This window comes from Vibrio sp. 10N.222.52.C12, assembly GCF_041474215.1.
GTDB classification, from domain to species: Bacteria; Pseudomonadota; Gammaproteobacteria; order Enterobacterales; family Vibrionaceae; genus Vibrio; species Vibrio crassostreae_C.
The window spans coordinates 1-9307 of sequence record NZ_JBFRTR010000170.1; the positions used below are offsets into that span (position 1 = coordinate 1).

5 protein-coding genes and 2 pseudogenes are annotated in these 9307 nt (G+C 44.5%); 3 read left to right on the forward strand and 4 right to left on the reverse strand.

What is annotated here, in order from left to right:
• Positions 1–446 (forward strand): annotated as a pseudogene (locus AB4623_RS22925) (hypothetical protein); the annotation flags it as partial.
• Positions 447–637: 191 nt separating this feature from the next.
• Positions 638–1402, forward strand: a complete 765-nt coding sequence (locus tag AB4623_RS22930; protein ID WP_372147429.1) for a DUF481 domain-containing protein — start codon at positions 638–640, stop codon at positions 1400–1402.
• Between the two features lie 88 nt (positions 1403–1490).
• Here the strand turns inward: AB4623_RS22930 and AB4623_RS22935 are convergent, their stop codons facing one another.
• The 4 genes and pseudogenes from AB4623_RS22935 to AB4623_RS22950 all read right to left on the reverse strand — a co-directional run.
• Entirely contained in the window at positions 1491–4568 is a 3078-nt protein-coding gene (locus AB4623_RS22935) for an efflux RND transporter permease subunit (protein ID WP_372100941.1), read from the reverse strand.
• Positions 4555–5892: an efflux RND transporter periplasmic adaptor subunit gene (locus tag AB4623_RS22940; RefSeq protein WP_372147426.1), complete on the reverse strand. Its 1338-nt coding sequence runs from the start codon at positions 5890–5892 to the stop codon at positions 4555–4557. Before AB4623_RS22940 ends, AB4623_RS22935 begins: the two co-directional genes overlap by 14 nt.
• A 195-nt stretch (positions 5893–6087) precedes the next feature.
• Positions 6088–7281 carry an outer membrane protein transport protein gene (locus AB4623_RS22945; protein WP_372147427.1) on the reverse strand — a complete coding sequence of 398 codons (1194 nt, stop codon included), beginning with the start codon at positions 7279–7281 and terminating at the stop codon, positions 6088–6090.
• Positions 7271–8866, reverse strand: a pseudogene (locus tag AB4623_RS22950) (lipase); the annotation flags it as partial. The pseudogene AB4623_RS22950 and the gene AB4623_RS22945, both read right to left, overlap by 11 nt.
• Before the next feature lie 80 nt (positions 8867–8946).
• Here AB4623_RS22950 and AB4623_RS22955 point away from each other — a divergent pair.
• The coding region (locus AB4623_RS22955) for a transposase (RefSeq protein ID WP_372147428.1) at positions 8947–9307 on the forward strand (361 nt) is incomplete at its 3' end.

Below are 9307 nucleotides of genomic sequence, written 5' to 3' on the forward strand. Positions count from 1 at the left end.
TTAAGGTTCTGTCTATGTAATACCTATAAGAATGGTCACCTGCTAGAAATCAATATTCAGGTCAATAAGCATAACGTGATCCCTAAAGAAAAAAGGTATTGTGCCAAGGTGAAGTGAAGCTTGAGACGATGTCTGTTTCTGAAGGCAATGCCTTATATCGAGAGTATGTCTGCAGCTGTATTCTTAAGTGCGCGCAAGATGCTTTCAATGTGTTACCCGAGACGAGCGTTGTGATCAATGTTGAACAGATTTCAGCTGATCAATCGAGCGAAACCATCGTTTCATGCCATGTCGAACAAGGACTACTTGAGTTCTTGTTAATCGAAGACGATAAACCCTCTGAGATACTTGAATTTTTTGTCCACATTGAAGATTTCAATCCTCATCGAGGTAACGGATTCTCTGCGATAAAAACGATTTTTTCGCCTTTGCCTATGGCGTCATAACTCACGCGCATTTTCGATTCAATCAATTACGGCTCTTCACGACTAGCCTTGCGTTCGTCGTGTCCAATCACCTTATATACCAAATCATTATGTCGACACACGCTATCCCACAAACAACGCGCCCATTAACCAACACAGTTTCATACACACGATCCCGAGCAAAGCTACCTTTAGTTCTCATCGCTTTCTCTATGCCCATATTTGGAAAAGAGGCTGGAGAAGAGGTTAAAGAAGTGGCACTCGAGGACGACGTCGTATTAAGCGAAGCTTCTGAGTTAAAAGAAGAAGCTGAAGAATCTCCTTTTACGACCCTGACCAAGCTCGGGTTTATCTATTCGCAAAACACCAGCTCATCCTTGTCGATCAACTCTGGAATCTCTGTTGGTTACAAAAAAGAAAACTGGGGCCAACGAGTTCAGTTTGATACCTACTATACCGATGCTGAAAGCGATGAAGACGGCACCAATCGCTATACCACAAACTATGGCATAAGCTATGACTTGAACGAAGTCACCTATTTGGTCGCGACAACACGCTTTGAACACGACCACTTTGGTACTTATCGTAAGCAATTCATAACGGCTACAGGATTGGGTCGCCACTTTTATGATACTGAAAGAATCAAACTTCAAGGCTCTGCTGGTCCGGGTTACCGAATCAGTCAACGGCAATCCTCCGATGAAGAGTTCCCGAACAAAGAGAACTATGAACTAATCGTGAATGCCAGTGTTGATGGCTCTCTGACGCTCACAGAGACGTTTTCTATCGGGGCAACCGCTAACATGGCTTACGGTGAAGAGAACACCAATTACAATCTTAAAGGCTATCTAAAGAACATCTTGATAGGCAATTTGGCGCTAACTTTTGATACCGAATACATCTACAACACCACTGACGCATCAGACCAAAGTAACGCCGAAATCTACAGCTCAATGAATCTAAACTACGACTTCTAACCGCTCTCCTCACTTAATCTAGCCCACAACAGCAAAAGGCCCTCACAATGAGGGCCTTGAAGTATCTAGCTAAACCTAAAACATCTCGCTACGCTGGTTTCGTTCTCAATCGAGTCAACAAATCCATTTGCTTTAGGTTCGCCATACCGACATACGCGACTGGCACTAAGAACAATGAGAAAAAAGTTCCGACAGACAAGCCACCGACCAGAACCAAACCAATATTGATTCGACCTAAGGAACCCGGGCCATCCGCCAGTGCCAATGGCAATGAACCGAGGATCATCGTCAGTGAGGTCATCAAGATTGGACGTAACCTTGAACGTGCACTGCTGATCGCCGCTTCTTTCGCACTCGCGCCAGATTTGCGTTTCTCGTTGGCAAACTCCACCAGCAAAATACCGTGTTTGGTCACGAGACCAACCAGTGTCAGCAATCCTATCTTCGAGTAAATATTGAGGCTTTGACCAAATACCGAAAGCGTCAAAATCGCGCCCACAATACACAATGGAACCGTTAGCAAGATGATCATTGGGTCAACAAAGCTTTCAAACTGCGCCGCCAAGATCAAGAAGATGAAAATCAACGCCAATACGAACAGCACTTGTGCGCCCGCGGTTGAATCAACCAGGTCTTTAACTACGCCATTGAACTCGTAGCTCTGAGCAGGTTTCAACAGACTTGGTACCGTGTCATCAATGTATGCCTTCACGTCGCTCGCCGTATATCCGGGCATCAAGTCCGCGGTGATTTCAGCACTGTCTTTACCCATGAACGTCTTGAAATTAGATTCCGATGTCACTTGCTTGATTGATACAAACTGAGATAAAGGAAGCCTTTGACCCGACTGTGAATCCACGTACAGCTTATCGAGCACCTTGAAATCGCCAAGATCACTAAGATTTACTTGAACTTGAATTGGGTACGTATAGCCATCATCCGCTTGTAGATCTGCCGCTTTCACTGATCCTAAGAAAGTAGATAGCGCATTGGTGACATTACTGTAATCCACACCAGACAATACGATAGCATTGCGGTCAATCGACAAGTCATAACGCAATTGGTCACGCAACATCGAATTTTTAATGTTGGTCACGCCCTCATAACTCTCAAGCGCCTCCACCACCTCATTCGCCGTTTCCGACAATACGGTGGTATCACGGTTAACCGTCGTTAACTCTAGGATCATATTAGTGGCAATGTTCAAGTTATCAGCCGAGCGAACCTTGAAAGACATGCCATAAGCAGAGACCGAACTTTGCGCTTTAGCGATAAACTCGTTCACCAACTCATCAGCTGACTGGTCACGCTCGCCCCATGATTTCAATAAAACGTGATTGGTCGGAGTCCCTTCGATGTAAGATAAATTCGCTTCTACTGAATTATCACCTTTGAACACACTGTTGAGTTGCTCGTTGTTGTCTAGGTGATACTGACGTCCGACTCCTGTAGGAGGCGTTGAAGTGACCTCAACAAAACCAGTATCTTCCGTTGGAAGCAACACTTGAGGCATTGTCCAAACCGCCAAAGCAGATAGAGCAATCAATGCCAAGGCAATACCACTCATCAGTGTTTTACGCTCAAACCATTTGCTAAGTTCCTTGGTGTACAAGTCAGACAGAACATTCAGCTTCGCATCAACTTTTTTGTACCACCTTGCCGGCTTTGTAACTGGCTTCATTAAGTAAGCACACATCATGGGCGAGAGCGTTAAAGCCACAAACCCAGAGATGATCACTGCTGCTGCTAACGTGAAAGCAAATTGTCTAAATAGATCGGCGGTTAAGCCCGACATCAAACCAATAGGGAGATACACGACCGCTAAAGTCAGCGTCATCGCTATCACAGGAAAGACGATCTCTCGGCACCCTTTGATTGCCGCATTAAAAGGGGTTTCTCCCTCTTCGATATGTCGGTAACAGTTTTCAGCCACTACAATGGCATCATCGACGACTAAACCAATCGCAAGAATGATGGCCAAGATAGTCAGCACGTTGATACTAAACCCGAGCACATGCATAACTGCAAACACACCAATCACACAGACTGGGATCGTGATAATAGGAATAGACGCCACACGAACTGAACCAAGGAACAACACGACAACGGCTGAAACAAGAACAATCGCCTCAACCAAAGTCATGAAACCTTCGTCAATTGCGGTTTTAATGAAATCAGCTTGGTTATAAACCATCTTCATCTCAATGCCTTCTGGCAACTGAGGCTGAATCACATCAATCTGTTTCTTAACTTTATTTGCAACTGTAACTGGGTTTTCACTTTTCAGTGGCAGTACCTGAATCGACATCGCTAAATTGTCATCTACACGAAGAATGCTCGGCGTAAGGCTCTCTTCCCCCATTTTGACTTCAGCAATATCTCCGACACGAATGATCTTGCCGTTATCGACACGAACCACCAAATCTCGCACATCATCAACACTGGTCACTTGGTTGACTGGGTTAATGGAGAAATCTCGTACCTGACCTTTGATAGTACCCGCGGTAAATGTCGCGTTGTATGAGCTTAATGTACCGACCACGTCTGACGCACTCATGTTAAGCGCCATCATTCGATCAGGTTGTAACCACACACGAACCGCTTTTTCACTGCCACCATACGGCCCCCAAATCCCCCCCACACCTTGTATGTGCTTAAACTGGGGCACGACTTGCTGGCTAATGTAGTCATACATGTCTTGCTTAGACATCTTGCCGGTATTCACAAACGTGATGATGTTACTCGGCATACTGGTATCAGAAGAGTCATCCGTTACCGTTGGCTTGTCCGTCATACTAGGAGGAAAATCACCAATCGCTTCAACACTGCTACGCAGGTTGTTCATCAAGCTCGTGTATTCGACGTCATTAATGTCATCTTCAAAAATGATTTTTAGATTACACGTTCCTTCCTGACAGTCGGTCGTCATGGTTTTCACGCTGTCTAAGCCCGTTGCCGCCGTGATCAGTTTATCTGCCACATTGCGCGACATGAACTCAGCGCTCGCGCCATTGATCGCCGCGGTTACAGTCGCCGACGGTGTTTTATGTTCAGGAAAGTATTGGATTGAGAGCTTTTGAAACGACAAAAGCCCAAGCAAAACAATAGTAATACTCAGAACAGACGCAAACACAGGGTGCTTGATACAAATCTCAGGAAGCTTCATTCAGGTTCTCCTTTGTTACAGCTTCCTTGCTTTGGATTTCTTTGCTGTGAGTTTCCTTGTTTAGACTTTCGCTCGATGATTGCTCAGCGGCCGCATTAGTTTCCGCACGCTCGTTATTTTCGTTGATCGCTTCGTCTACACCTTTTGTTGCTTCCGTCCAATCAACCGAAGGCTCAACCGGATGTGCTTCATCAATCTGTGTTTCGGTCTTTTCTACCTCGGGCTTAACGGTCTGCTTAGTGACCTCTTTGTCTATTGGCTCCGTTATTAGCTCAACTGTTTTCTGCTCCGCATTAGGGTTCATTACCTTAACTAGAGACGCTTTCTTAAGGTTCTGTTGCCCCGTCACTACGACCTTATCACCCAGTTTCAATCCGCTTTCTACAACGACGTACCCATCGTTAGTGTTCACGCCCAATTCAACAATGCGTTGCTCGATTTTTTCGCCATTCACAATCCATACAAAACGTTGTGCATTTTTTGCTTGAACGGAATTTTGGGAAACCACCATTTGAGTCGTGTCTTCGCACGTCATTTGGCTTACTTTGGCAAACATGCCCGGAACTAAACGATGATCTGGATTGGTCACGTGCGCGTGTACTTCTACGCGACCTGAACTCTCATCAACCGCGGGGGCAATGTAATCCACCACACCAGAAAATGCTTCATCGACAAAAGCATCAACTTGAATAGAGACATTCTGTCCAAGTTTTGCGTTGCCTAGATCCGATTGTCCAATGGAATACTGAACTTCGACAGGATCGAGTTTGATCAAACTCACCAACGCGGTTGCGCCATCAATCTTACTGCCCACTGAGTGGGTAAAGTTGGTTAATTGCCCATCAAATGGCGCAACCAATAAATAGTCATTCATTAGCGCTTCTTTCTGACGGAAATCAGCCGCAGCTAAATTCGCCTGCTCTCCCAGTTCTTCAACATCTTGTTGAGACATAGAGTCAGGCTGTTTCTTTAGTAATTCTTGTACTCGCTTTAATTTCGACTTTGCTAACGCTAGAGAGCTTCTTGCTTTGTCTAGATCGGCTTTCGCTTTGGTATTGTCCAATTGAGCGATCAACTCGCCTTTTTTAACTGAATCTCCATCTTTGAAATGGATATTGAGAATTTTGTCGGAGGCACTGAATGTCAATGCAGCAGAATCCGTTGCCCTGATTTTGCCAACCTCGTTGATTGAAGATGTGAATGCTTGTTTGTGCGCTTTTTCGATAGTCACAGGAATCAAGTTTGAGTCTTGGGCAAACGATGGAGAGATATGTAAGGCAAACAGTGCCAAACAGATTGTTTTACTAAGCTTTGTAAATTTCATTTTTAATAACCATAACCGTTTGAATTCGTCTGAATTAAAACGTTTTTCTAAGCAGCTATTTCTTACTTAATGAGCTTCCAGCTATTTAAATAATGCTAAAACAGCTAATAATGAGAAAAGGGCTCAACTCACTGTCGAGCCCTGCAATTTTTATATGATTCCTAAATTTTTACGTTCTGAACTCCAAAGTAAAAGTTAAAAACGATGTTGATATTGAACACCAAGCAAGAGAGCATCGGCAGTCACATCAGCAGTTATATTGGAACTCGTTCCTGGAATCGTCGTCAGGTTTTCGTCAATATCTTGTGATTCTCCGATGATAAATCCGACTCCAACGTCCACAGAACTGGCATCGGTGAAGTTATACGTCCCTCCGACTGTTAACCAGTGACGGTTAACATCAGGAATAGAGAGCGATGTGAGTTCGTCAGTCGGGGAAATGTCGTACATGTAGCCAGCTCTTAGAACGACGTCTTTTGACATGGTGTATGTACCACCGACAGAAACATGTCCTGCGTCTTTCCATTGATACTCTTTAATTGAGTCGTCATAAGAGTCAGATGTTAGCGAATCAAATTCAGACCAGTTCACCCACTGCAGGCTGTAGTGAAAAGCCCACTGTTCGTTGAGCTGGTGCCAACCGGAAAACTCTAGAGTGTCTGGTAGAGGTACGTTCATCTTGTCGGCAGGGACACCGCCTTTGGTAATGTCACCTTCTACTTCGATATCTGGGCTGTAACGGTAACTAATACCGAACTTGTTATGTTCGTTGACTTGGTAAGTCGCACCAACATTTGCACCCAGACCGAAACCGTCTGCATCTACATTTAACAAGTTTTGACGGTATATCTCACCCTCACCGTAGATAACATCTATCCCGGCACCTAAGTTGATTTGTTCGGACAACTCGTAAGCCACAGCGAAACACACATTGATACTGGAAAGCGCCGTTTTTCCTCCAAACTCATCAGCTTCGAACGAGTTATCAAATTCAACGTCAGTACCGAAATTGGAGTGAACCGTTACACCTAATGTGAACTTCGAATCTTCGATAGAATGAACATAATGAATGTTTGGAACTAATGTCCCTGCGTCTAATGATTGGTCATCCAACATTTCAGTATCACCAATCATTGGCGTGTAGCTAACATTAGACACATCAATACCACTATCGACATAGATAGCACCTACAGAAAGTGTTGGTTGCTCGATGTAAGCCATCGCAGCGCTGTTCTTAGCCACAATTGCCGCACTATCGGCCATAACAGCATCACCCGCGAATGCACGACCTAACCCTGTTACGGACTGTGCGTTAAGTTGAAAACCGGCCGCGTTAATCAGGCAAGGAACAAGAGCAACTGCAGTGCCCAAAAAAAGTTTATTCTTCATTTTGAGGCACCTCTGTTTCGATATGATCTTCGTTATTAATGACAACAAGCGAACCGTCAGTCATCACCATCGAAGCAACAGCTAATTGTTGGGTTGTCACGGCTTCACGTACATCTGACATATTTTCGCCTGGCATACCCGGTAGGCCATTTTCATCAACGGGGCCTTCATACGGGAATAATTACGTACCATGTCCACCGGTTGTCGTTCTTATGACTCCACCGAGTTCGATCTGATCACGCTTTGTACCCGTTATTGGGTCTAAACCAAGGGCAGTAATTAAGGGCTCAGTGCCAGTTCGAATATTATTTGGCACGGTATTCGGAATTACGCTGTCTGGCACATAATCAACGCCAACGTCACAGGTTTCGCCGCAATCTCCAACTGCAGCTAACAAAAGAGTCGGTTGCTCAGCCTTAACTTGACGAGAGATGAAACTAGCAGGGTCTGCACTATCAATTGTTGCTTGAACTCCTTGTTTAAGGTCGGTAACAACTAAATCGAAGATGTCGTTCTCTAGCTGATTAACAAGCAGCGCGTTATCAGATGAAAGCTCTACAAACTCTCTAAGTGCTTCAATACATTGTTGATTCGTTGCTTCTGTTATGCATGTATCTGGTATGACAGTTTCAGCAATGCCACGCTGAACATCAGGAGACTTCTTAACACCTTCAGACATTTCAGGGCCTAAGGTTTGAGAAGACAGAACCAAGTTGGTTAGCCCCTGCCCCGGAACAACAAAGTTCACCGTATTGAATTCAAAATTAGGATTAGTATCCGAGAGAAAATCAGGGCTTGCTTGACTAAACTCACTCACCATTACCGACATGATCCCACCCAACGATTGTCCGATTAGATGAACGTTATTGTTATCAACCCAACCTTCTTGGCTCAACGCATAGCGTAGACCCAGAAAATCAGAAACAGACTGCTGGAGGTTAGAACGAAGCGCTAAAGGGGAATCAATATTGATGAAGAAGGCTTTGTTTGCTCGGGCACTAATTTCCACGTGCTCAGGGCTTGAGTCATAACGTATCCGCTCACCGTGATATGGCATATCGATCGTAACCACGGCATAACCTTTATCAATATATTCCGCAGCCATTAAAGAAGCAGTGCCGCGCTCTGCTGTAACACCATGAATAAAAATAACGACAGGTAACTCTATAAAACTATTCCAGTTAAACTCTTTTGGTACGTATATATCTGCCGTCACCTCAAGGTCTTCTGTCTTTTGAGGCATTGGATTCTCCGCAGTTGGAAAACTACCGGAAGTGTTGGTAATCCATTCATACAGTGGTGGGCAATTTTCTTTCGGGTCAAATTCATCGACGATACATTCCGCCTCCCTCTCTTTTGTAAAAGGTAAGTACGACGGAATTTTTAGCACTTTTGTATACAGGTTATATCCCCGCTTTTCCTCTACAATTACAGGCTCTTCTTGGGTGAATGAACTACCATATTGCAGATGGTTTCTTTTCATTGCATCTAGCGACGAATACGAACTCTGTGTTTTAAACTGCGCAGCATAAACGGGAATACCTTTCTCTGGATATAACGCATAATATGATTCAATAGCACTCAATGGCTTTGTTGCGTAATTCAATGGAACTAAATCAAGAACCTACGATCTGATCAGCTACCACCACTCTCTCTCGTAGCCTTATGCCTAAACCTTGTTACAAAACAACCAACTGGAAGCAATACAACCAATCGCTCATTAACCGTGGTTCTCTGACCTTCTGGATCGATGAAGAAGCAATAAGTGGGTGGGCGCAAAGCAAACAGAATAAGCGCGGGAGGCCACGTCGGTTCAGTGATTTAGCTATTACGACAGCACTCATGGTGAAACGAGTTTTTTCTATGCCACTGAGAGCGCTGCAAGGATTTATCGACTCGATATTTAGGTTAGCCCATGTGCCGTTAAGTTGTCCGCATTACACCTGCATCAGTCGTAGAGCCAAGCAAGTTGAGGTCTCATTTAAGACTAAAGCGAGAGGAGCGATACAACACCTAGCCATTGATG